At 26.3% G+C, this 23,741-nt stretch carries 20 protein-coding genes; 6 read left to right on the top strand and 14 right to left on the bottom strand.

Annotation, left to right across the window (positions count from 1 at the left end):
• Window positions 1-69 precede the first annotated feature (69 nt).
• Together hydE and I1959_RS03375 are read right to left on the bottom strand one after the other, a co-directional pair.
• On the bottom strand, window positions 70-1,119 hold the full coding sequence (hydE, locus tag I1959_RS03380) for a [FeFe] hydrogenase H-cluster radical SAM maturase HydE (RefSeq protein ID WP_092926212.1): 1,050 nt from the start codon (window positions 1,117-1,119) through the stop codon (window positions 70-72).
• 254 nt (window positions 1,120-1,373) lie between these two features.
• Window positions 1,374-2,795 (bottom strand): [FeFe] hydrogenase, group A, encoded by a 1,422-nt coding sequence (locus I1959_RS03375; RefSeq protein WP_195237092.1) that lies wholly within the window; start codon window positions 2,793-2,795, stop codon window positions 1,374-1,376.
• A 337-nt stretch (window positions 2,796-3,132) separates the two neighbouring features.
• Between I1959_RS03375 and I1959_RS03370 the strand changes: the two genes are divergently transcribed.
• From I1959_RS03370 to I1959_RS03360, 3 genes are read left to right on the top strand one after another with little or no spacing between them, the layout of a single operon-like run.
• Complete coding sequence (locus I1959_RS03370) at window positions 3,133-4,245, top strand: efflux RND transporter periplasmic adaptor subunit (RefSeq protein WP_092926216.1); 1,113 nt, start codon at window positions 3,133-3,135, stop codon at window positions 4,243-4,245.
• Window position 4,246: 1 nt separating this feature from the next.
• Window positions 4,247-4,927, top strand: coding sequence for an ABC transporter ATP-binding protein (locus I1959_RS03365; protein ID WP_330405593.1), 681 nt, complete (start codon window positions 4,247-4,249; stop codon window positions 4,925-4,927).
• A 3-nt stretch (window positions 4,928-4,930) separates the two neighbouring features.
• Window positions 4,931-6,175: an ABC transporter permease gene (locus I1959_RS03360; RefSeq protein ID WP_092926220.1), complete on the top strand. Its 1,245-nt coding sequence runs from the start codon at window positions 4,931-4,933 to the stop codon at window positions 6,173-6,175.
• A gap of 94 nt (window positions 6,176-6,269) precedes the next feature.
• Here I1959_RS03360 and I1959_RS03355 read toward each other — a convergent pair whose 3' ends face one another.
• From I1959_RS03355 to I1959_RS03345, 3 genes are all read right to left on the bottom strand, one after another.
• Complete coding sequence (locus I1959_RS03355; RefSeq protein WP_195237091.1) at window positions 6,270-6,977, bottom strand: TraX family protein; 708 nt, start codon at window positions 6,975-6,977, stop codon at window positions 6,270-6,272.
• 157 nt (window positions 6,978-7,134) lie between these two features.
• Complete coding sequence (locus tag I1959_RS03350) at window positions 7,135-7,818, bottom strand: ABC transporter ATP-binding protein (protein ID WP_166505269.1); 684 nt, start codon at window positions 7,816-7,818, stop codon at window positions 7,135-7,137.
• An 11-nt stretch (window positions 7,819-7,829) separates the two neighbouring features.
• On the bottom strand, window positions 7,830-10,406 hold the full coding sequence (locus tag I1959_RS03345; RefSeq protein ID WP_166505268.1) for an ABC transporter permease: 2,577 nt from the start codon (window positions 10,404-10,406) through the stop codon (window positions 7,830-7,832).
• A 210-nt stretch (window positions 10,407-10,616) separates the two neighbouring features.
• On the opposite strand from I1959_RS03345, the gene I1959_RS03340 reads away from it, so the two are divergent.
• Complete coding sequence (locus tag I1959_RS03340; RefSeq protein ID WP_092926228.1) at window positions 10,617-11,552, top strand: sensor histidine kinase; 936 nt, start codon at window positions 10,617-10,619, stop codon at window positions 11,550-11,552.
• A gap of 13 nt (window positions 11,553-11,565) precedes the next feature.
• On the top strand, window positions 11,566-12,303 hold the full coding sequence (locus I1959_RS03335; protein WP_092926230.1) for a LytR/AlgR family response regulator transcription factor: 738 nt from the start codon (window positions 11,566-11,568) through the stop codon (window positions 12,301-12,303).
• A gap of 172 nt (window positions 12,304-12,475) precedes the next feature.
• Here the strand turns inward: I1959_RS03335 and I1959_RS03330 are convergent, their stop codons facing one another.
• From I1959_RS03330 to I1959_RS03300, 7 genes are all read right to left on the bottom strand, one after another.
• Window positions 12,476-13,447 carry an FUSC family protein gene (locus I1959_RS03330; RefSeq protein ID WP_195237090.1) on the bottom strand — a complete coding sequence of 324 codons (972 nt, stop codon included), beginning with the start codon at window positions 13,445-13,447 and terminating at the stop codon, window positions 12,476-12,478.
• A 276-nt stretch (window positions 13,448-13,723) separates the two neighbouring features.
• Complete coding sequence (locus tag I1959_RS03325; RefSeq protein ID WP_195237089.1) at window positions 13,724-14,884, bottom strand: SpoIIE family protein phosphatase; 1,161 nt, start codon at window positions 14,882-14,884, stop codon at window positions 13,724-13,726.
• Window positions 14,884-16,596, bottom strand: coding sequence for a [Fe-Fe] hydrogenase large subunit C-terminal domain-containing protein (locus I1959_RS03320; RefSeq protein ID WP_195237088.1), 1,713 nt, complete (start codon window positions 16,594-16,596; stop codon window positions 14,884-14,886). The genes I1959_RS03325 and I1959_RS03320 overlap by 1 nt, the downstream gene beginning before the upstream one ends.
• A 25-nt stretch (window positions 16,597-16,621) precedes the next feature.
• Window positions 16,622-16,861, bottom strand: coding sequence for a (2Fe-2S) ferredoxin domain-containing protein (locus tag I1959_RS03315; protein ID WP_166505265.1), 240 nt, complete (start codon window positions 16,859-16,861; stop codon window positions 16,622-16,624).
• Between the two features lie 103 nt (window positions 16,862-16,964).
• Complete coding sequence (locus I1959_RS03310) at window positions 16,965-18,083, bottom strand: hypothetical protein (protein WP_092926240.1); 1,119 nt, start codon at window positions 18,081-18,083, stop codon at window positions 16,965-16,967.
• 9 nt (window positions 18,084-18,092) lie between these two features.
• Window positions 18,093-19,547 carry a HAMP domain-containing sensor histidine kinase gene (locus tag I1959_RS03305; RefSeq protein ID WP_166505264.1) on the bottom strand — a complete coding sequence of 485 codons (1,455 nt, stop codon included), beginning with the start codon at window positions 19,545-19,547 and terminating at the stop codon, window positions 18,093-18,095.
• A 2-nt stretch (window positions 19,548-19,549) separates the two neighbouring features.
• Complete coding sequence (locus I1959_RS03300) at window positions 19,550-20,242, bottom strand: response regulator transcription factor (protein WP_092926244.1); 693 nt, start codon at window positions 20,240-20,242, stop codon at window positions 19,550-19,552.
• 311 nt (window positions 20,243-20,553) lie between these two features.
• Here I1959_RS03300 and asnB point away from each other — a divergent pair, with 311 nt between their 5' ends.
• A complete protein-coding gene (asnB, locus tag I1959_RS03295; RefSeq protein ID WP_195237087.1) occupies window positions 20,554-22,386 on the top strand; it encodes an asparagine synthase (glutamine-hydrolyzing) in 1,833 nt (610 codons plus the stop codon).
• 176 nt (window positions 22,387-22,562) lie between these two features.
• Here asnB and I1959_RS03290 read toward each other — a convergent pair whose 3' ends face one another.
• Together I1959_RS03290 and I1959_RS03285 are read right to left on the bottom strand one after the other, a co-directional pair.
• Window positions 22,563-23,426 (bottom strand): metallophosphoesterase, encoded by an 864-nt coding sequence (locus I1959_RS03290; protein WP_195237086.1) that lies wholly within the window; start codon window positions 23,424-23,426, stop codon window positions 22,563-22,565.
• Complete coding sequence (locus I1959_RS03285) at window positions 23,404-23,574, bottom strand: hypothetical protein (protein ID WP_195237085.1); 171 nt, start codon at window positions 23,572-23,574, stop codon at window positions 23,404-23,406. Before I1959_RS03285 ends, I1959_RS03290 begins: the two co-directional genes overlap by 23 nt.
• Window positions 23,575-23,741 lie beyond the last annotated feature (167 nt).

The following is a 23,741-nucleotide window of genomic DNA, read 5'->3' as shown; positions in this document are numbered from 1 at the left end:
ACATCTCCTTTAGTTAAATTTAAGTAACATTTATTAATTTGTGCTTTTAAAACTTATACTATTTTCATATTAGCCTCTAAAATCAGGGTTATCTCCTCTAGTTATTTCAACTTCAAATCCAGCTTCTTTTATCTTTTCTTCAGTTAATCTTCTATATTCTGCATCTTCATCTAATATGTATGCTTTATTATTGTATAGAGAATATTTTTTTCTAACACTCATAGGTGATAAATTTGGCATTATAACATTTCCACCAGCTTTAAGGCCTGCATTTCTTCCATTTTTATCAATACTTGATAAGGCAGTTGTTGCAGGAAGTAATACTTTTGGAAGTAATAATCTAACTATAGCTAAACATATTACAGTTTTTTCTAAGCTCCCATGAGGATAGTCCTTAAGTGGAGTATCTTTATGAGGAATAAAAGGTCCTATTCCACACATTGCAGGTTCAAACTCCTTTACAAATCTTAAATCATTAGCTAAATCTTCATTAGTTTGATTTGGTATTCCTACCATAAATCCTGCTCCTGCTTGATATCCTATTTCCTTTAGATTTTTTAAGCAATTAAATCTAACTTCATATGGTTCTCCTGGATGAATAGATTCATATAGTTTCTTAGATGCACTTTCATGTCTTAATAAATATCTATCCGCACCTGCTTTAAACATTTTTTCATAAGATTCATAACTTCTCTCACCTAAAGATAAAGTTAAAGCATTATTTGGAAATTCATTTTTTATAGCAGTTATAATTTCTACCATAACATCATCAGTATAATATGCATCTTCACCACCCTGAAGTACAAAAGTTTTATATCCTAGCTTATCTCCTTTTCTAACGCATTCTAAAACTTCATCAATATTTAGTCTATATCTCTCGGCACTTTTATTACTCCTTCTAAGCCCACAATACAAACAATCCTTCTTACAAAAGCTTGTAAGTTCTATAAGCCCTCTTAAATAAACTTTATTTGAATAAGTTCTCATTCTCGTTTCATGCGCTTTTTCTATTAGAAGATTTTTTTCTTCTTCATTTATATTATCAAGTAGATAAAGTAATTCTTCTTTGCTTGCGTCATTTTCACTATATAGTTTATTTATTATATCTATAACATTCATTAATATCACCTCTTTAATTGAGTTAAAATAAAATCTCAATACTACTTAAAATAAGTTTTAAGCACTATTAAAATTTCATTTAATATATTCAAATTAAAATTTTATTATTTTAATTAATTTTCAAAAAATTTTTTAATCAATTTATCAGAGTCTCAAAATGCATAAGTTTTATGAATTAACTATAAAACTCATGTATTCTGAGACATATTATATTAAATATTCCTTTGTACTAAATTATTCATATAAATAACTTTTTATCCAATGCTTTTTTCTTCACTTTTAGCATTATCAACTTTAACATCTCCACGACCTAACATATAATATTTAGAATCAAATTCTGTATGTAAAAGTTCATGAGATACATGAGATAATGGTTTTTCAAAGAATTCATCATAAGCTTTTATAACTTCTGGGTTTTCATAGCTACATTTTACATTTATTTGAGCATCTTTATTGTATAATCCTTCTATACGCTTTAATCTTATTTCATTAGTTACTCTCTTTTTAGGTTGTTTAGGTTGTCCAGCCCCACCTATACATCCACCTTTACATGTCATTACCTCTACAAATTGATAATCTACTTCACCACTTTTTATTTTTTCCATTAAAGCTTCCGCATTATTTGTAGTTTGAACAGCAGCAACTTTTATAACTTTATCTTCTATTTGAAGTGTAGCTTCTTTAACTCCTTCAAGACCTCTAACTGGCTTAAAATCTAATAATTCTTTAGTTGGTCTCTCTCCTGTTAATACATGATAAGCTGTTCTTACTGCAGCTTCCATAACTCCACCACTATTACCAAATATAATACCAGCTCCACTACCTTGTCCCATTAGGTCATCAAAGTTAGAACCTTCTAAAGCTTCAAAATCTATATCTTCTTCTCTTATCCACTTAGCTAACTCTTTAGTAGTTAATATGTAATCATTGTCTCTTAATCCTTCTATATTATTGTATTTGCTAGAAGAATTCATTTCAGGTCTACTTATTTCATATTTTTTAGATGTACATGGCGTTATTGTTACATTTACTATTTTAGCTGGATCTATATTTGCTTCTTTAGCAAAGTATGTTTTTATAGCAGCTCCTTGTATACCTATTGGACTTTTAGTTGTAGATAGATTTGGTATAAACTCTGGGTAGAAAGTTTCTACATACTTAACCCAAGATGGACAACAACTTGTAAATTGAGGTAAGTTCTCACTTTTATTGATGATTCTGTCAACTAACTCATTTGCTTCTTCCATTATTGTCATATCCGCACCAAAAGTTACATCAAATACATACTCTCCACCTAATTTTCTAAGTGCAGCTACCATTTTATCTTCAACATATGAACCTACTTCATATCCAAACTCTTCTCCAAGTGCAACTCTAACTGCTGGAGCTGTATTAAATATTACTATTTTTTCAGGATCATTTATAGCTTCTTTAACTTTTTGATAGTCTTCTACTTGAGTTATAGCTCCTACTGGACATGCTACTGCACATTGTCCACAATGTATACATATAGCTACATCACCTGTTTCCTCTAGGTTAAATCTTCCAGCAACAGCTATATCATTATCACAAGTACGTTTACATAATCCGCACTTTATGCACTTATCGTAATCAATTTGTATAGCTGGATTGTCTAATTCTACTGGTACAACTTTTTCTGTAAATAAATGTTTCATGATTTTTCCCCTCTGCTACTTTATTTTATTGTCTAAAAAAATTTAATCATCTTATATGACAACCCTCTAATATTTATAAGGTTGTCATATAGTGCTTTAAACTTTAAACTATGGTTTTTATATATTAGATTTGCCATTTTTCGACATATCTAATATAAATTTATATACCCAAATTTTTAATTTATTATCATATTTTTTAATTTTTTTTTATTTTTTATTAAGAAAACATTTCCCATTTAATTACAAATTTGTATATTTTCCATTTTACTTTGACTTATATAGCCATTTTCAATTATAATCTACTAATGAATGGATTTTTTTACATGAGGAGGAAAATATGTCTTTTTTAGAGAAATTTAAAAACAAAAAAGTTATGATTGGGGTAAGTGCAGTAGTAATAATAGCACTTGGAAGCGGTTATTTTATTTATAGGAATAATAAAATAAATAATGAAGTAAATGAGTTAAATGCTCAAATAGAAACTTACACTATAGCAGATAGTGAAAAGGTATTTATAAATGGGGTTATAGTACCTACTCAAACAAAAGACTTTAATCCTTCTACTGAGGGTGAAATAAGTAAGTTAAATGTTACAAATGGTAAGATTGTAAAACAAGGGGATTTATTATTTACAACTAAAAATCAAAATATACTAGATGAAATAGATGGTCTTAAAGCTCAAGTTAATGAACTTAAAAAAGCAAATACAGAAAATGACCCTACTATAAAAACAGAAATAAACAAAATAAATGCACAAATATCAGCACTAGATAAAAAAGCCTATGTAAATACTTATGCACCTTTTGCTGGTAAAGTTTATCTAAATAATAATGAATCTGAAAATAATAATATGCAAGGTCAAACTTCATCATTTATGACACTTATAAGTTCAACATTTTATATGCAAGGTCAAGTAAGTGAACAAGATTTAGTCAAACTTCAAATGGATGATCCTGTAGATGTATTAGTATTTTCAAATAACAAAAATTTAAGTGGTAGAATTAGCTTTATATCAGATAGACCAACTACTAATACTAATGAAATGAATATGGGCAATCAAGGAAATATGTCTTACTATGATGTTAATGTATCTTTTGAAAATCAAGAAGGTTTAGTTAATGGATTCCATGTTCAAGGTTCTGTAAAAGTTAATAATTCATTAGTTAAGGTACCAACAACTGCAATATTAGAAAATAAAGAAGACGGTACAGCTTATGTATTTAAAGATTTAGATGGAATACTAAAAAAACAAATAGTCGAAATACATGACAAAAATGAAGAATTTAGTGTAATCAGTTCTGGTCTTGAACCAAATGATATAGTTATTAGATATATATCACCTGAAATGAAAGAAGGCGACCCAGTAAATACAGGTAATGCAGGTGCTAATAATACACCTTCAAATGTAGATGATTCTACTGAAACTACTACTGAAGGAGCTGAGAATTAATTTGAGTAATGTAATTAGACTAGAAAATATAGAAAAATATTATAAAGTTGGAAAAGATAGGCTTCATGTTCTAAAATCTCTAAATCTTGAAATAGAAGAAGGAGAATTTGTAATGATAATGGGTAAGTCAGGTAGTGGTAAAACTACCTTACTTAATTCCCTAGGTCTTTTAGATAAATTTGATGAGGGCAAGTATTTCTTTTTTGATAAAGATGTTACTAATCTTAGTGAAAATCAAAAATCTGACTTTAGAAATAAAAATATTGGATTTATATTCCAACAGTTTAATCTAATAGAAAGTTTAGATATTTATCAAAATGTAGAACTTCCATTACTTTATAGCAATCACTTAAATAAGGCTCAAAGACAAGAGATAATACTAGAAAAATTAGATTCAGTTGGTCTTGGTGATAAAGCAAAATCTAGACCTCTTCAATTGTCTGGTGGACAGCAACAAAGAGTAGCTATTGCTCGTGCACTTGTTAACAATCCATCATTAATATTTGCAGATGAACCAACAGGAGCACTTGATAGTGAAACTAGTAATGATATAATGAACGTTTTAAAAAAGTTAAATGAAGAAGGTAAAACTATAATAATGGTTACTCATGATAGTGATTTAATAAAATATGCCACTAAAGTCATAAGACTTAAAGATGGTGTATTATCATCGGAGGTATAACCTATGAATATGATGAAAAATGCATTAACTAATTTAAAAGGACATAAACTTAGAGTCTTTATAACTCTAGTTTGGATAATAATAGGTATTACCTCTGTAATACTTGTAAGTTCTATTGGTAATGGTGTTAAAAAAGAAGTTCTAAAATCAGTTAGCAAAGTTAATCCTAACAAAACTCAAATATACTTTGAACCTACTAACTCTAATATGGCAGGTATGACAAGCTTTTTATCTCCATTTAAACTTAAAGATTTAGAAGAGTTATCATTTTTAGAAGGTGTTGAAAAAATTGGACCTGCTAAAGATGATTTTGCTATGAATTCTATGTTTTATTCTGAAGCTTATTTTGATAAAAAAGCTACATATGTTGATGTTTCACCATTAAAAGATGATACTACTTTAAATCCTCTATATGGAAGAAGTTTTTCTTATGAAGACGAAAATAGAAAAGTTATTATAATAACTCTACAAAATGCAACTGATCTATTTGGAACTCCTGAAGATGCTTTAGGTAAAGGTATCAGTATAAATGGAAATATATATGAAGTAATAGGCGTTATAGACGAAAGTTCCGTTGTTAAAAAAGAAAAGGAAGAATCTAATTCTTTTGAATCTATGTATTATGGAGATATGGATTATCTAACTTCATATATGCCAAAAAAAGCTTTAGATGTGCTAATGAATCAAAATATGTATCCAACTGATATATACCAATTAGATTTAGTTGTATCTAATGGATATGATTTATTTGAAACAGCTTCTAGAGTAACACAAAAACTTCATGAACTTCATCCGGATATAGAAGGAACTTATCAAGTTCATGATCCTAGTGAACAAACTAAAGCACTTGAATCTATGGTAAATAATATAAATATGTTTATAACTGTAATAACTGCTATTTCTATGTTTGTTGGTGGTGTTGGGGTTATGAATATTATGTATATATCAGTAATGGAACGTCAAAGAGAAATAGGTATAAGACGTGCTATAGGTGCTAAACCTCGAGATATAATGTTACAGTTTTTAACAGAATCTGTATTTATAACAGTTTTAGGTGGTATACTTGGTATAATAATAGGATTTATAGTTGTAAACTATGCATCTAGTTACCTACCATTTAAAGCTATAGTTAATATAAACAGCTTATTCTATGCCTTTATTGCTACTATTGTAACAGGAGTTATTTTTGGTATAGTACCAGCTTTTAAAGCATCTAGATTAGATCCTATTAAAGCTATATATAAATAAATACTTTAATTTAACGTATATTTCATACTAACTAATAACGGTATTTAAATAATAAAAAAGGGAGTGTCTTTAAAAGACACTCCCTTTTTTATTATTACATGCTTATTATCTTTGCTAATGATACTATTACAATTAAGTGAACTGGATAGAACCAATAAAACATCCACTTTATAAACTTATTAGATATTCCTAATTTTCCATTGTACATAAGTATTGGAATTATTGCAAATACCATCATCCATTGGTAATCCCATAAAAATGCAGCATCTATAAAATCAGGTCCAATCATAGTTACTAGTCCAAGTAAACTAAACACAATGTAAGCTAAGACCATACAAACCTTTTTTTCTCTTAAGAAGTAGAATATTAATACCATACCTACTCCATATAAAGATGCTTCTGTAAAAAATCCTGCTATTCCAAATAAAATAGCTAATAAAATTTTCCAATTTAGAATACTAAATTTATTCGTACTTGATTTTGCATATTCTATCATGCTTAACATACAAACTGCAAGTCCTAATGATAAGAATATATTATTTGGTATCTTAAACACTATATCTACCCCTATCATTAATACAGCCATTGAGAAAAGTCTTTGTATATATTTACTTTTACTTCTTGTATGATAAAAACCTTCAACTATTAAATAGAAAAATATTGGTGCAGCTAACTTTCCTAAATATCCAAACCATATAGGTACTTGATTGTTTAATGCTCCATTCATATAAGTATAAATATGATCCATAGCCATAAATATAATAGCCATAATTTTTAATGTAAAATTACTAAATAATTTCATTTATGTCCTCCTGTATTGATTTCTGATACTATTTTATTATTTTTTGTTAATACCTACCATCGATTTACATTACATTATACTTACAAATTTGTAATGTAACAGTGTTTTAAGTCAAAAAAATAACATAAGCCTAATATTAGGCTTATGTTATTTTTTATTATATACACTCTTTATCAGATAAACTTAGATTACCATCTACTATAGATATTATTCTATCTGCTTTTTTAGCTATATTTTCATTATGAGTTATCATTATAAGAGTTTGATTATATTTTTTTATAGATGTCTTAAGAAGTTCCATAACCTCCTCAGTAGTTTTAGTATCTAAGTTTCCTGTTGGTTCATCTGCAAGTATTATACTAGGTTTTGATGATAGTGCACGAGCTATTGCTACTCTCTGTTGTTGTCCACCTGATAACTGATTAGGAAGATGTGTTTTTCTATCACTAATTCCTAGTAAATCCATTAAGTCATTTATATATTCTTTATCAACTTTTCTATTATCTAATTTTACTGGCAATTCTATATTTTCAGCTACGTTAAGTACAGGTATTAAATTGTATTGTTGAAATACAAATCCAACTTTTTGTCTTCTATATTTTGCTAGTTCCTTATCACTTAAGCAACATATATCTTTCCCATCTACTTTTATAGTTCCACTACTTGGTCTTTCCAGTCCTCCTACTAAATGTAGGAATGTACTTTTTCCGCTTCCACTAGGTCCTACTATTGCAACAAATTCCCCTTTGTTTATCTTTAAATTAGCATCATTTAATGCATGTACAGTTGTTTCTTTTTTTCCATATATTTTACCTAAATTAATAGTTTCAAGTATAACCATAATAAATCCCTCTATTCTATAATATTTATAGCATCTACTATATTAGTTTCTTTTATTTTTCTTGCTGGTAAATATGTAGCAAGTAATCCTATTACTATATTAACTGCTATTATAAGTAGATAAAGTTTATAGTCAATAGCAAACTCTATGCCTATAATTTCAAATCCAAGTCTTTTATACATTCTGATTTGAAGTAGTATACCTAACACTATTACTATAGCACTTGAGAATAAACCATAAAGTATTCCTTCGTATACTATCATGTTTTTAAAATCTTTATCACTTATTCCAACTGCTCTTAACATTCCAAATTCGCTAGTTCTTGATGTTAGGTTATAACTTACGTTGTTTATTATATTAAACATACTTATTACAAATAGAACAGCAACTATACCATAGTTATATATTAAGAATTTCTCATTCATCTTAGCATCATCTTCTTTATCTTTAATCATGTCTATAGTAGTAGTTCCTGGCACTTTACTACCTATTTTACCTAATTGTTTATTTATAGATTCATGGTCTGCTCCATCTTTTATTGTTGCATATACTAAATCATAATTATCTAAATTAGTTATATTTTTAAATTGATTATCACTAATTATAACGTCTACTCCATTTTCTCCACTATACATACTATCATCTGCATAAGGATAATCAACTATTGCTCCTACTTTAAATTCATATTCATCATATTCATAGTTATCTTTACCTTGCCAATATTTTTGTGTATCTATTTTACCTTTTGGATATTTTACTTTTACAGTATCCCCTACTTTTATATCAACTATTGGTTTTCCATAAGTACTATCTCCTACATCATAATAATCCTTGTAATCTTTATAAGGTTCATAAGCATGTGGAATATATACTACTGCTAAATTTTCTTTTTTCATTTTTTCTTTATTTATCTCACCACTTACTATGTGATTATTTAATTCATCTAGCATTTCATCATTATAGCCTTTTAATTTTTGTTTTAATAGGTATCCATTGTTTTCTTTATCTTCTATTAAAAGTCCATTTAGTACTTTTCCAACATAACCACCCTTAGATTGGCTTTCATAAAATTTCATATTTAAAATATCGTCTTTTTTAATTGGCATTCTACTATTTAATATTTTAGCAGTTTGAACTTTATCAATACCATTTATATTTTTTATGTCTTTTACATCTTCATCTTTTAAACCATTTTCTTCATCAATACTTCCATTGACACTTAGCATAAAATCTCCTTGCCAATATAATTTTTTGTAATTATTTTCATTTCTTTCCTTGCTTCCCGTTAAGCTATAATCAGTTTTTATAATCATTATCCCACCTATACTCATAGAAAACATAATCATTATAAATGCTTTTTTATTTCTAAATATATTTTTTAAAGATATATTTTTAGTAGGTGATATATTCTTACTTAGTCTTGATATTATAAAATTGCTTCTTTTGATTTTATCTTTATTAAAATTTCTTCTTATAGCTTCAATTGGTGATATTCTTCTTATTTTTATATAAGTTAGTATACTTATAACAAACATTACTAAAAGTATGCATACTATAGATAGTAAAATAACTTGTGTTGGTATAACAAATGGTGTTTCCTTTACTGGTCCTTCAAACTCTATATTCCCTGCAAATTTATTAAATAATTGTGCTCCACCAATTCCAAGTATTATGCCTATAGGAATTGATACTACACTTAATATTAAAAGCTCATATAACATAAGTAAAAATACTTTTAAATTAGTAGCTCCTATTGCTCTTAATACTCCATACTCTCTTATTCTTTGATATATTGATGTAGTGTATATACTATATATTACAAGTCCTGCAAATAAACTAAGTACTATAGATGTATTTTTGCTTTCTGAATCTAATCTTCCATTATTTCTTGCAGAATCTACAAGCATAGAGTTTATCCCAGCTTGTTTTTCTTTATCTATTTTAGCTTCTTTTATTATATTTGATATGTTTTTACTTATATCACTATTTTCATTAAATTCTACATGAGCTGTAAAGTTATTAAGTTTATTTTCATCTAAACCTAAAAACATTTCACATCTTCCAACACTTTTATCTTTATACCTATCTTTAAGTATTCCAACTACCTTAAAAGTTTCAGGTTTTTCTTTATTGTATAATTTAAAAGTTATTTCTTGATTTAGTTTGGGCTCAAGCCCCATACTATTTAAAATCCACTCTTCTACTACTACTTCATTATTTCCCTTTGGAAATCTTCCTTTTAAAAGTTCAGTATCACTATTTAAATAATTTTTATCTGAATAAAGTATATTTATAGGTAGTTTTTCACCAACATCACTGGATGCATAATAAGATGTTATGCCTAAATCTTTTATGTCTCTTCCATTTTTAACAGTTTTAAGTTGGTCTTTGTTTATATCTTTAAAATATGCATGATACTTTCCAGTTTCTCTTTTTAATCTATCCAAGTCTGCTTGTTGTGCGCTTCTTGATAATGTCCCAACGCCTACTATTAATGCACTAGCAAGTACTACACTAAGTACTATAGCCAATGACCTTGATTTGTAGCTTTTTATATATTTAAAAACTATCTCCAAATCATTTTTCATATTCACCACTTCCTTCCTTTTGATTAATTTGATTATAGCTTCTTTAAAAAAATGTATCAAACTGCATTTTTTCAAGTTTTTAATGGTTTTGTGTACAAATTCATATATCTATATTCAAGTTTAAAACCTTTGTTTGCAAATTTCCACTTTTTACATATTTTTTTATAAATGTTATAATTTAATTAAAGAATCGAAAACTTAGGGGGAATTATGAATAATATTTATATCTTACCTGTATACATACTTCTTTTGTTTATAGGTACTAGCCTTTTATTTAATAGATATGAATTTTATAGGAAACTTTCTTTAAATAAAAAGTCTTTGTTATCATTTTTTGTATCATTTATAACATTTTTATTATTTAATATTTTATATAAACACATATTGTTTGAGGTTATAAATGATTATTTTTTAAGGGGCATTATTAAAACTTCATTATCTTTTGTTTTAATAATTATTTGTATATATATTGGAAATAAATTTATCAAGTTAGTAGATGATAATATTATTAAAGAAAAAAATCTAAATGCTTCAAATAATAAAATAGAGCATAAAGATAATATTATTGCAAAACTTCGAAGTCAAAAACATGATTATCTAAAGCATCTTCAAGTAGTATATTCTTTATTAAATACTGGGCTTACTAATGATGCTAAAGAATATATAACAAATATATCTAATAACTTTAGAAGTAAAACTTCAAGATATGGTAAAGTATCTTACCTTGATGCTATAGCTTCATTAAAATATGAAGAATGTCTTATGAAAAATATAACTTTTGATGTTTATATACAAGATTTTATAGACAATCTAATTATAGAGCCTAATGAAATGAGCTCTGTACTTCTTAATATAATAGATAATGCAATTGATTCATTATCTACAATATCTAAAGATAATAAATACATCAAACTATTTGTCTATGAAGATGAATTTCAATATGTTATATCTATAAAAAACAACGGCCCTAAAATATATAACACTGATGCAATATTTTTAGAAGGCTACTCTACTAAAGATGGTACAGATAGAGGTTATGGTCTTTATTTAGTAAAAAATATATTAGATAAATATGGGTATTATATATTTGCAAATAGTGATGATTTTTTAACAGAATTTACTATACTAATACCCAAATATAATTAACTAGGAGATTTATATGATAAAAGTTTTAATATGTGATGATGATAAAGCTATAAGAGATGATATAGAAAATATATTAAAAGAATCTGGATATGTAGATTATATAAAAAAAGTTAAAAATGGAATTGAGGCTATAGAGTTTATTAAATCTGAAAAAATAGATTTACTTATAATTGATATTGATATGCCTTATAAAAATGGAATTGAAACTGCTAAAGAAATAACTTCTATTGACAAAGATATTCATATAATTTTTGTTACTGGCTTTTCAGATTATAGCTTAGAAAGCTTTAAAGTTCATCCTGTTGATTTTATAGTCAAGCCATTTACTAGGGATAAAATAATTGATTCTGTAAATATAGCTATTGACCATATAAATTCTCATAAGTTAGCTAAAACAAATTTTATAGATGATACCTTATTTGTATATAAAATAAGAAAGCAAATACATATGCTAAATTTTGATGATATAGTTATGTTTGAAAAGAATTCTAGAGCTATAAACTTATATACTAAAGACCACGATATTATAAAATTTTATGAGAACTTTGATGATTTAGAAAAAAGAATACCTCCAAATTTTTTCAAATCACATAAAAGTTACATAGTTAATCTAAAATTAATTCATAAAGTTATTCCTACTAATAGGTCTTCTTTAGAAATAAGGTTTATTAATTTTCAAGAAAGTGCAACTCTAAGTAAAACCTTAGAAAAAGATTTTTTATACAGATTTTATAGAACTAAAAGATTTTAAATATAAAGAAGGTATATAAATTATTGTAATTTATATACCTTCTTTCTCAATTCAATTGTATTTGTTACTCAAATCTTTCATAAAATAGAGAATTTATAATTTCATTCCAATCAAAAATACTATATTCAGATTAAACTTTTCTGTATATAGTATTGATATTATTTTTATTATATTATTCAAATATAGCTGATTGCTCTTTGTCTTTTATTTTAGATATAACCTCTTCACCTTTACTTATAATATATACAACACATATTCCTATAGTTAAAAATCCAATTCTTAATGCTATAGATGTTGGCGTATTAAATATAAACATAGATGCCACTAAAGCATTTATAGCTACGAAAAACATCTTTATTTTATATTCGTATATGAATGTATATATATATCCTAAGCTAAGGGTTACAAAAGTAAAGTATTTTTCTGGCACCAATACTTTAAATAATATAACAAAAGCTATAGCTCCTAATATTGTACTTATAAGTCTTTCTTTCATACGCTGTTTTGAATCTTCATGTTGTGATTGAGTTAGTGACATTACTGCTATAGTAATCCACATAGCCTTTTGAGTATTTAAAACCCTCCCTATAAGTATTGCTATACTTATACCTATTGCCATTTTTACTGCAAATCTAAACCTTTCACTAGAAAAATCTATATTTTCTTTACATAAATCTTCTTTTATAGATTTTTTTGATATTTGTTTTTTATAATGACTTATATAAAGTGTTAAAGCCATTATAACTCCACCTATAAAAGATGCTACTACCCTCATAATAGCTTGTGTTTCATCAATAGGTGTTCCATCTAAGAATACATAAAGTAAAATAAATGGTAAAAATACTTTTGTTTGTAAATTTTCTGATGTTATATAGATTACCATAAATACTGATATAAGGTTTATTAATATCCCAAGTAATATTCCAACTTGACTAGTTAAATATGTAACTATTCCTATAAAAGTAAATAATCCTATAGTTATAAATACAGATTCTTTGACATTGTATCCTAAATCTATATCCTTAAACATTAATGCACCTGTTATTACTGTTACCCCTGTTAGGGTGTTTTCCGTTCCAAATAAAAAAGAGAACATATTTACAAATGCTATTATGATAATAAGTAAAATTAACTTATTAATCATTAATCTTTTAGTAATATTTGTTTCCAAATTCATCCCTCATTTCATATTTGTTTAAGCTATTATACCGATATAAATTTTTAATCAGTAATCATTTTTTTAATTAAAATTATAATTACTTTTCTTATAATCAAGGAGTAATTATACTACTATAAAACTTTAATTTCAAGTACGTAAATTTTTATAAAATTTTTAATGGCTAATACTTATGTTATATGCACTTATATTATGAAATGTTAAAATACTTGTATAATAAATTAAAGGCACATAACTGTGCCTTTAGTAAAATTTTATATCTACTATTTTTCCTAAAGCTATTAGCTCTTTTTTAAGTTCATTCATAAGATATAGCTTTATACTTAGCTCATTTGGAAAATCAGGATTTTGGTGTGCTGGATTTATTGCTCTTCCAACTATTAAAGTTATATGTGTACAATCCTCATAAAGCATTCTAGCTAATTTTGATGCACCATCTTCTTTATATAAAAAGTTTAAATTAGTTTCATATTTTATTCTTTTAAGCTTTTTTATTGTTTCCTTAATAGTTAATACACCTTCTGTTACCAAGTCAATCCCCTTTATATAACCTATAGGTGGTATATTTTTATCAAAAATATCAAAACTAGTTTTTAGTTCTACACCTAGTTCTCTTGCTACTATATTTGCAGTAGTACCTCCACATACTATCTTTTTGCCATGAGTCTTCATTATAGTATCTACTATTTTACTATCTATAGCATTATCTATTGGAGGACCTGAAAATAATACTGCATTTTTACGCCTTATAGCCTTTATAGTGGCTACCGTTGTGTCATCCCCTGGCTTTTGCATATATAGTTGATCGCAAGCGCCTAATAATAAATCAGTTACTTGTTTAGCCGACATAGATTTATTTATATTTTTCTTTAGGTATTCATCTACATTTTCCCACTGCCACCCTAAATTTAGGATAGTTCCAACTCCAGCATGTATGACTCCATCGCTGACAAATACTAAAGTATCTTTTTCATGAACTTTAAACTGACTTTCTTTTACCTTGCGTCCATCTATATCAATAGTACTCCATTCTATTTTTTTGATTTCTCTATCACTTAAAAAAAATATACTAGGATTGTCAAACTCTGCAATATAGGCAATATTATCTTTTGCTATTTTAACTATTGTAAAAGTTGAATATGCTAAATTTCGCTCTGAGCATACTGGTAAAGTTTTTACTATTGTATCTACAACCTCTTCTATTTTAACTCCTTCTTTTAGCATAGTTATAGCTATTTTAGATGTTAAAGTTGCTAATATATTTGCTTTTACTCCACTTCCAAGTCCATCTGATAGCACTGCGATAAACATCTCTTCATCATTATAAAACTCAACTTTATCGCCACATAATTCTTCACCATATTTGTTTAAGCTACTACTAGCAAAATCTATAAAAAAATCCATTATAAATTCTCCTCTTCTTTTATAAGCTGTTTAAGATTTGTTAGTGTAACCTTAGTTTGAGCCGTTGTTTCTCCAAGAAGACTTGCTATTTCTTGTGCTACTATCATTTGTTTGTCTATAACATCTTGAGCCATATTAACAGCATCTATTTTCATACTTTTTATTTTATTTTTTAGTTTTTCATCCTCTGTTATATCGTCTCCTATCCAAAGCAATACCTGATTTTTATCTAACCATATTATACTTTGAATTATAGTTGAGTTACTTTCTTTTAGTATTATCCTTTCTTTGTATATATTTTTCTTACTTGTTTTTACATTTTTAAATTTTTCTTCTTCTAGAAACATTCCTATAGGAATATTCTTAGCTTTATTGCTAGACATATTAAAAAAATGTTCTGCCGCTGGATTTAATCTAGCTATTTCTAATTCTTTATTTACTACGGCTATCATATTTGGTGTCATCTCAAATATAGTACTAGTTAGATTTTCTGCTTTTTCCCTCATAAATGGTAAACACATATTTATTTCAGCCATATTATTATATACTGCTATTGCTTTTTCCCTACAAGAATGATATCCACATCCACCGCAGTTTAGCTCATCACTTTTATCGTATTTTCCCATATCTCTTAATATTTCCTTAAGTTCATTTTCACTTGGTTGTTTTAATTTATAATCTTTTGCTGGGAATTCTTTATAAATTGATATATTTATGTTTTTATTTTTTGAAGTGTCATTTTCAATTATTAAGCTCTTATTTTCATCTAAGTATTTTGAAAATTCTTTTATATTTTCTTTTTTTTCATAAACACTATTATTGTCCTCAGGCATACCAGATCCACCAATACAACCATGTCTACAAGCAGTCATTTCAAATAAAGTATTTTTAAATTTTCCTTTTTTTATTTCATCTAAAACCTCTATACACTCTCTAACTCCATCCACTTGTATTATAGTTCTTTTTGGTTTCTGACTTTTTATTTTCTCTGTTATGCTTCCTATTATAGGCAACATTCTTTTTTCTTTTTCTATATATTTAAATTCTCCATCCTCTAGACTTTCTAAATCTATATTCTCCTCTTTAAACCACTTATCTAATTCTTCAAAAGTTATAACAGAATTTATAGATTTTTCATCGTGTGCGTCAGTTTTTTTAGATAAGCATGGTCCTATAAAAACCACTTTAGAATCTGGATATTTTTCTTTTAGTATTCTTCCATGTAGTATTGACGGTGATGTTACAGGTATTATATTTTTAGTTAGTTCAGGGTAGTGTTTTTGGATTAGATTATTTATAGATGGGCAAAAACTTGTTATATACACATCATCATTTTCTTTATTTGCATATTTTATGTATTCATCTAATACTAAATCAGTAACCTCTACAGTTTCTTTTACATAATTAAATCCTAACTTTTTTAGTGCTGTTGGAATTTTTAAGCTATTTTTGCCATATATTGCGCTAAAGCTTGGTGCAAGTGATGCAACTACAGTTTTCCCCATTTTATTGTAGTGCTTTATCATAGATACTTCTGATTTTATAAGCTTGGCATTTTGTGGACAAGCTTTAAAACATTTGCCACATATTATACATCTCTCCTTTATAATATGTGCTTGTTCTTCTTTTACTTTTATAGCATGTACAAAGCAAGTTCTTATACATGCATAGCAATTTTTACAATTTGCTTTGGAAAAGCTCATAAACCACATAGTCTATTCCCCCTGATAGTTAATTTTATATCTTAAACTCACGCTCAAATATATCTTTTGCATTTTCTTTATCAACAGAAAATACTACTCCGTCCCATCTCATAACTGATACTGCTTCTTTACAATTTCCTATACAAAAAGATGCGCATAATTCTATCTCTTGTTCTAAGTTATTTTCCTTTATTAGTTTTTTAAATGCCTCTATAACTTCATATGATCCTTTTAAGTGACAAGCACTTCCTATACATATTTTTATAGATTTCATATTATCTTCCCCTTAAGCTTTCTTTATAATATAATTTTAGTTAACTATGTAGCTTATTTCTATAATATTTTTTAAATTTTATATAATTTATTTTTAGTTTTATTTATATATCATAAATATATAATCTTAAATTTTGTAGTTTATCCCTAACTAAATAAGCAAGTTGATTTTCATTATTTATACTTATAGAACCTATCCTTGTTATTCCACTTATATTTCCTACCTTACTTAATTTAGTATTTTCACTTCTATTTTTAACATCATATATTCCTATTTCCATCTCATAATTGTTATTTGTAGTTATTATTACAAGTTTACTTCTATTGTTATTTAAATAAATTGATTCTACATTTTTTATATCTAGCTCTTCAGATTTATTTTTAGTATTTATATATATTCTATTTATTCCATCTCTATGTTCTAAAGTTAATATACTTCCATTATTGAATACTTCCATATCTATAATATTATTGCTATTTATTTTAATAGTTGACTTATTCATTTTTAAATCATATTCTAGCAAAATACTTTTTGTATGATTATTTTTCAATAGCTTTTCCATAAACATATATAACTTTGTTCCATCACTAGAAAATTCGACTTTATGTATAAACTCATCATCTTTAAATTTATATATCTCTCTTTTAGTTCCATTGATTATATCATAATAAATTAAGCTATTATCTATAGTATATATAAATCCACTACTATCTAAAACCCAGCTTAATATTGTAATAGGCCTACTTTCTAATATCTTAGAACTATTTTCTTTTAAGTTTAATATACTAGTTACTGGTTTATTTTTATAATCTTGTATGCATAGAAGTACTTCTCCATTTGGAGATATACTTCTATAACCATAGTACATAACTTTTCCAGCACTACTGCTATTTATTAATTTTTTTTCTTTGCTTTTAATATCTATAGATACTATATCAGTTTTGCCCTTTTCTGATTCAAATAGTAATATATTATTATCTAAAATCTTCATGGATAATACATTCCTACTTAAAGATATTACTGAGTTAAGCTTTATAGGTTCATCCTTTTTTTTTAATTTATTCTCATTATATATATATTTACTAGAACTTAAATTTACATTTTTAGTGTATTCCTTATCTTTATTTATACCAAAGTATATTATCATAGAAAGTATACCTACAATACAAAACAAAACTATTAAATTACTTTTCTCTTTTTTAAAGATATTAAAATTTTTCATGTCTCCTCCTTAACTTATTGTAGGCAATTTAACTAAAACCATGGTTCCTTTGTTTACTTCGCTTTGTATTTCAATAATGCCGTTATAACTTTCAACTATAGATTTTACAATAGCAAGACCTAAACCTGTACTACCAATCTCTCTAGTATCACTTTTAGATACTCTATAAAATGGTGATAATATATTTTCTAGTTCACTCTCACAAATTCCTTCACCACTATCAACTACTTTTATATTTATATATCCATCATTAACCTCTGCTTTTACATATATGGTTGTATTTATTTTTCCATATTTAATAGCATTATCTAATAGATTTATTAATATTTCCTTTATCTTATCTTCATTTCCAATTATTTTTAAATTTTCCTTAACATCTACATCTATTTTCATATTATATTTTTGAGACTTGTGTATCATGTCCTCACAAATACTTATTATGATTTTTGATACATTTATTTTTTTAAGTTCATAGTCAAAATCTTTTTTAGAATTTCTAGATATTTCTATTAATTGAACTATCATTCTATTTAACCTATTAGCCTCTGATATAATTCTATCTATACCTTTATTAAAAAATTTTTCATCTGTAAACTGATTATCCTTTAAAACTTCACTATATCCTATTATAGTGGTCATTGGTGTTTTAAGTTCATGGGTTACATTATCAAAAAATCTCTTTTGTTTTTTTGATAATTCAATTAAATCATCTCTATCTTTTTCTATTATCTTAATTTGATGTTTTATTTTTTTTGCCATGGTTTCAAAATCTAAGCTTAAACGACCTAGTTCATCATCTGAATTAATATCTATATCTATATCAAAATTACCACTTGCTATCTCTTTAGTTTTATTAGCTAAAGTTATTATAGGCTTAGTTATCTTTTTAGATATAATGTATGCTATTAGTATACTTATAAAAAATACGCCTATAGAAAAATAAGCTATCTTTTCTATAAAAGATTTACTTTGATTATATAAATATGTGTAATCACTTTTATACCTTATAATTCCTATTAACTTATCATCATGTAGTATTGGATATGATGAATATACATTGGTTTTAGAATTACTATGCTTTATAGTGTAAGATACCTTTTGATCTATAGCCTCATCTAAATCTTGCGTTTTCTCTAACTTTTGAGAATTTTTGGTTCTTGGATATACTAGCTTACCTTCACTATCATATATATATACCATACTTTCTAGTCTGTAGCTTAAATCCTTTGATATGTTACTAGAAGCCGCTCTAAAAGATATATTATTAAGGTTTAGTCTATTAAATTCAAAATACTCTTTTAGGTATAAGTCAATGCTTTTAGATTTTTCTTTTATCTCTTTATCAATTATAAATTCATTGTTATTTTTGAGTACTGAATTGCTATATGTTACTATGGAATATATTACAAAAAATATTATTCCTAAGAAAAATAGCATTATTTTATTAGTTATAGATTTTTTCATATTTACCTACTCTTATCATTTAGTTTGTATCCTGTTCCTATTACAGTTTCAATACAGTTATATTCTTTTAATTTTTTTCTAAGCCTTTGAACATGAGTATCTACTGTTCTTGTTTCACATTCAAAGTTTATCCCCCATATATTTTCTAAGAGCTGATTTCTCGTCAATACTTTATTTTTATTATTTATAAAATAAAGTAGTAACTCATATTCTTTACTAGTTAAATGAATTGCTTCATCTTTATCATTTTTTACTCTCATCTCACTTTTATTTATTTCTAATCCATTTTGTAGCTTTATTTTATCTTCTTCGCTTTTAATAGATTTTGATAGCAAATCTATTCTCCTAAATATAGACTTTACTCTTGCTATAACCTCTCTTACATTGAAGGGCTTTGTTATATAATCATCAGCACCTAATTCTATCCCTAGTATTTTATCTATTGTATCTGATTTTGCCGTCAACATTATAATAGGCGTTGAATATGTAGTTGTAACTTTTTTACATATATCTAATCCACTTATATCTGGAAGCATTAAATCTAGCATTATTAAATCTGGATTAAAACTTTCTATAAGCTCAAAAGCCTTTTTCCCATTTTCTGCTACTTCTGTTTTGTATCCTTCTTTTCCCAAAGAATATGCCAGTAAATCTGATATATTTTCTTCATCTTCAACTATTAGTATTTTTTCCATAGATACTTCACTTCTTTCTTTTAAATAATTCTACCTACCTATTATATATTTAACTATAAACTATTTATATATTATGTATGTTACATGAATGAAACAATTTTGTAACATGAATAGGATTTATGGTTATATTTTTTGTATATATATATCTTACTATATTTTAACAACTTATTTTTACCTTAAATGATAAATTTTGACACAAAACTGACACATCATTGACACACCATTGCTATATAAGTTTTGTAAAATTTATATATGTTAAAAAGATATAAAAAATTAGTTTAATATAGATAATAATTAGAGGTGTAAGGTTTATGTGCGGATTTGTAGGATTTATTGATAAAAATTCAGATAAAGAAAATATATTAAATAATATGCTAGAGGCTATTGTTCACAGGGGTCCTGATGAAATGGGAACTTTTATTAACGAAGATATAGCCCTTGGATTTAGAAGACTTAGTATAATCGGAGTTGATAATGGGTTGCAACCTTTATATAATGAAGATAATAGTTTAGTATTAGTATTTAATGGTGAAATTTATAATTATAAAGAATTACGTGATGAACTAATTGAAAAAGGTCATATATTTAAAACTCAAACGGATAGTGAAGTTTTAATACATGCATATGAAGAGTTCGGAAAATTTATGGTAAAAAAACTAAGAGGTATGTTTGCTTTTTCTATATGGGATAAAAAAGCTAAAACCCTTTTTGCTGCAAGGGACCCTTTTGGTATAAAACCTTTTTACTACTCTAGAATCGATAATGATAAATTATTATTTGGTTCAGAGATTAAAAGTTTTTTAGCTTATAAGGATTTCAAAAAAGAAGTCAATAAAGAGGCTCTAAAACCTTATTTAACTTTTCAATACTCAGTACTTGATGAAACTTTCTTTAAAGGAGTTTATAAATTAAAGCCAGGACATTATATGATTTATAAAAATGGTGAATTGAAAATAAGAGAGTACTTTGATGTAGAATTTAAAAATGAAGAAATTTCACTTGATGAAAGTATTAAAAGAATAGAAAATGTTGTAGCTGAATCTGTTGATATTCATAAAAACAGTGAAGTACCTGTTGGTAGTTTTTTATCTGGTGGTGTTGATTCTAGTTATATAACTGCATCTTTAATGCCTGCTAAAACTTTCTCTGTTGGTTTTGAAGAAGACAATTTTAATGAGTCTGGACTAGCTAAAGATCTATCTGACATGTTAGAAATTAAAAATATACAAAAGCTACTAACTTCAGAAGAATGTTTTGAAAACTTATCAACTATTTTGTATCATATGGATGAACCTCAATCAAATCCATCATGCATACCACTATACTTCTTATCAAAACTTGCTAGAGAACATGTTACTGTTGTATTATCTGGCGAAGGTGCTGATGAAATTTTTGGAGGATATGAATGGTATGATGATGATGATAGATTAAAAAAATATAAAAAACTTCCTTCTTTCATAAGAAAACCATTAGCAATGACTGCAAAAAAACTACCTTATTTTAAAGGTAGAACAACAATAATTAGAGGTGGTTCTAAAGTTGAAGATTACTTTATAGGACAAGCTTTTATATTTGAAGAAAAAGAGGCTAATTCTATATTAAAGCCAAACTATAAAAATGCTCCTTCTATAAAAGATATAACTAAACCTATATATGATAAAGTTTCACATATGGATGACTTAACTAAAAAACAATATCTTGACTTAAAATTATGGTTAGCAGGAGATATATTACTTAAAGCTGATAAAATGAGTATGGCTCATTCTCTAGAACTAAGAGTTCCATTTTTAGATATTGAAGTTATGAAAGTAGGAGAAACTATCCCTCCAAAATATAGAGTTAATAATGGTACTACAAAACTTGCTTTAAGAGAAGCTGCTAAAAATAAGCTTCCTGATGCTTGGGCTAAAAGAGAGAAAAAAGGATTCCCTGTACCTATAAGACATTGGTTTAAAGAGGAAAGATATTATAATACAATAAAGGAAAGTTTTACAAGTGATTATGCTAATGAATTTTTTAATACTAATGAAATAGTGAAACTTTTAGATGACCACTTTAATGGCAAAACTAATAATGCTCGTAAAATATATACTATATATACTTTCTTAGTTTGGTATAAAAGATTTTTTATAGACCAAATATAAGAAATTGAAAATATAAAAATATTAAAAGAAGTGAATTATTATAATAGTTCACTTCTTTTAATATTTTAATTACAATACAGTTTTTCTTATTATATAAATTGAATATATTTTTACTTTATATGAAATTAAGTTTATTAAAATAATCAATACTTAACCTTATTAATCCAAATTATTTTTTATTTGAAAGATATAACTTCACTACTTTTTTCTATTACTTTCCAACCATCTTTTACTTTCTCTAATTGGAGTTTAGAATGAGCTATTGCCTCTGAATGTTTTCCACCTTGAGTTACTATTACTTCTTTACCATCTTTGTTAGTGTATTTATTTTCATCTATCGTCTTATGAGTATGCCCTGCAAATATAACATCTATATCACTAGTTTCTCTTGCTAATTCTTTTATTTTATTTCCTGGATTTTTGGGCTTTTTAGGTTCTTCCCCACTATGAACCACACTTATTATTATATCAGCCCCATCTTTTTTCATTTTAGGTACCCATTTTTTAGCATCTTCTACTAAATCATTCATATATAATTTACCCTCATATCCATCTTGATCTTTTAATTCTCTTGATTTAGTAGGAACCAATTTTTCTCCATCCCATTCTTTTGATTCTCCTACTTCTTTTATGGTTAGTCCTAATATTCCTATTTTTAAGTCTCCATATTTTGTATTAATATTTTTTATTATGTATGGCTTTGTATAGTTTTCATTATTACTTTTATATGTGTTTGCAGATAATATTTCCATATTATTATCTTTAAAATCATTTATTAATGTATCTAAACGACTTTTATTATTGGATACAAACTCATGATTTCCAAGAATCACAGCATCATATTTTAATTTTCCCATATTAGTTACTATTGGAGCAACTCCTTCTATTTCACCATCTTTAAATCGTAGAATAGGAAACCCATTTTCTTCAACTATTACACTATTTTTTTTAAACCATGAGTTCATTTCTGGAGTTTGCATATCAAAAAAATCTCCACTATCTACTAATATCAAATTTTCATCCTTTTTTTCTTTGTTCATTTACATATTTTTCTAAATCCTTACTTACTATCCCATGTAAATCTGTTGTTCCAAGTACATTTACCTCAATATTTTCCTTTTTCCCAAATCCTATGCTAGTTAGTGCTAATACTCCTGCTACTACTCCTAATATAACCCTTTTTTTCATAACATCCCCCTCATTATGCTTTCTAATTATAGTATATCATAGATATTTATATGTTTACTATGCTTGTGTTAATAGTATAAATTTCTTAATAATTTTGTAATAATTAATACATTGGTTTATAAATTCTTAATAAATCTATAATTTATTGTTAAAATATGTTTTTTAGT

The organism is Romboutsia sp. 1001285H_161024_C4, assembly GCF_015550185.1.
In the GTDB taxonomy this organism is placed as follows: domain Bacteria; phylum Bacillota; class Clostridia; order Peptostreptococcales; family Peptostreptococcaceae; genus Romboutsia_C; species Romboutsia_C hominis.
This window is presented reverse-complemented; position numbering and strand designations above follow the sequence as displayed.